General features: G+C 68.3%; 2 protein-coding genes and 1 pseudogene. 1 reads left to right on the plus strand and 2 read right to left on the minus strand.

The window, feature by feature from the left end:
* Window positions 1-331: DNA-binding protein (locus tag IY392_RS16850; RefSeq protein ID WP_228549557.1), on the minus strand; the 331-nt coding region annotated here is incomplete at its 3' end.
* Window positions 332-718: 387 nt separating this feature from the next.
* Entirely contained in the window at window positions 719-1,429 is a 711-nt protein-coding gene (locus IY392_RS16855) for a TetR/AcrR family transcriptional regulator (protein WP_146776291.1), read from the minus strand.
* Window positions 1,430-1,739: 310 nt separating this feature from the next.
* Here IY392_RS16855 and IY392_RS16860 point away from each other — a divergent pair.
* Window positions 1,740-1,832, plus strand: a pseudogene (locus IY392_RS16860) (2Fe-2S ferredoxin); the annotation flags it as partial.

Below are 1,832 nucleotides of genomic sequence, written 5' to 3' on the forward strand. Positions count from 1 at the left end.
GCGTGGCGGCCTGCTCGGCGGCGGCCAGGGCGTCTGCTTCGCCAGTGCGGGCTGCATCCAGCGCCACGGCGGTCGCCTCGTCCGCCTGCTCCGCGGCCCGCTTCCACGCCGCGGCCCACACCGACTGCACCATCGCCGACATCGCCTCCGACAGATCCGGAGCCTCGGGCACGTCCCCAGCAGCGCCGGTGGCGTGTTCACGCATCCACGCGGCCACCTCACCGATGCGCACCCCCGCTTCACGCTGCACGCTGCGCACGGTGACCTTGTCCCCTCGCGCGACGAGCACCCCATAGGCCCTGGCGATCTTCTCCGACGTCGACATAGCCATCTCCCCTCCGATCGGTAACGGGTAACCGGAAACGTTTTCCGTTACCTATGTTACCCGCCTGTGGCGTCCGGCGGGATAGTGCTCGCCCGGATATCGCCGGCGAGCGGGCGCTGCGGCGGGTCGTCGGCGCCCAGGGCCCAGGCGACGACCCGAAGGCGATTCTGCCCAGAGGGAGGGGAGCGCCGGCTATCGGCGGTCAGGTTGTAGGTATCCAAGACGGCGGCCAGGGCGGTGTTGCCCGCCGGCGGGGCCACGGTAATCCCGGTGATTCCTCGTTCCCACAGCGACACCGGGATGTGGGAGCCCAGGTACGTGACTGGCGGTCGTGTGGCCAGTGAGTGGTGGTCGCTCGTGAGCGGGCTGTCGGGTGGGGCCGTGGGTGCGCGCTTACCAGTTCTTGGTGGGGTCCATGACGCGGGCGCGCGAGTGGCCGCGGATGCGGAAGCTGGGGTGGGCGAGTCCCTCGTTGACGAGGCGGCGGCCGACGTCGAGGGTGGCGGCGAGTTGATCGTCGGTGAGTGCCATGCGGTCATTGCGCAGGGTCAGGGAGACGACGCCGTTCCATGCGCCCCAGAGGAAGAGCGCGGTTTCTTTCGGCGGGTAGTCGGGCGAGGCCTCGCCCGTGGCGATGGCGCTTTCGAGGTGTGCTTGGAACCGGCCGAGGATCTCGTCGAGGCGGTCGCCGACTTGTTGGCTCAGCTCGTGGGCGCTGGCGGAGAGGCCGGAACCGTGGCCGTCGAAGGCGAGGAAGCGGAACGACCCGCGGTGGTCCAGGTAGAACCGCAGGTACACGTCGCTGGCGGCGATGACCTGCTCGAGGGGCGAGTACTCGGGACGGAGGGCCTCGTCGAGGTAGGTGCTGAACCGGGTCAGCGCGCGGTCGGCGAGGGCGAGCAGGATGCCGTCCTTGCTGCCGAAGTACTTGTAGAGCGCGCCCACTGACATGTCCGAGTCCTCGGCGATCTGCTCCATCCGGACGTTGCGCTGCCCGGAGACGAACGCCCGCTCGGCGGCGTCGAGGATGCGCTCGCAGTTCTGCGCGCGGCGCTTAACCATCCGGGGGCTGCGCCGCGGGGGCGCGCTTGCCGACTCGGTCACCTCCCGGATGCTACCGGGTCGAGGCCCCCCCGGCCCGTGAACGAGATTCACTAGGGAATATTCGTTGACAAAGTGGGTCGGGCGTTCCAGACTGGGTCACGAACGTGGCCGACGTCACAGTGGCGTCGAGGACGGCCACTCCACCGAGAAGAGGCGCGCCGACCCACGTAGAGACGGACGCACGAGGCGCCCGCCGCGGCCGTCTGAGCCCAGGGAAAGAAGCGTGACAAGAAGGCCACTGAGCCTGCGCTGACCAACGGAAAACTCAACGGGCCAAAGGACGTCAAATACTACGTATCAGGAGTTCACTATGGCAGTTGTAACCTTTGTCTCCCACGACGGCGAGGAGCACGAGGTGCCCTTGGAGGAGGGGCAGTCACTCATGCGGATCGCCGTCAACAAC

This window comes from Dietzia sp. SYD-A1 (genome assembly GCF_015356725.1).
In the GTDB taxonomy this organism is placed as follows: Bacteria; Actinomycetota; Actinomycetes; order Mycobacteriales; family Mycobacteriaceae; genus Dietzia.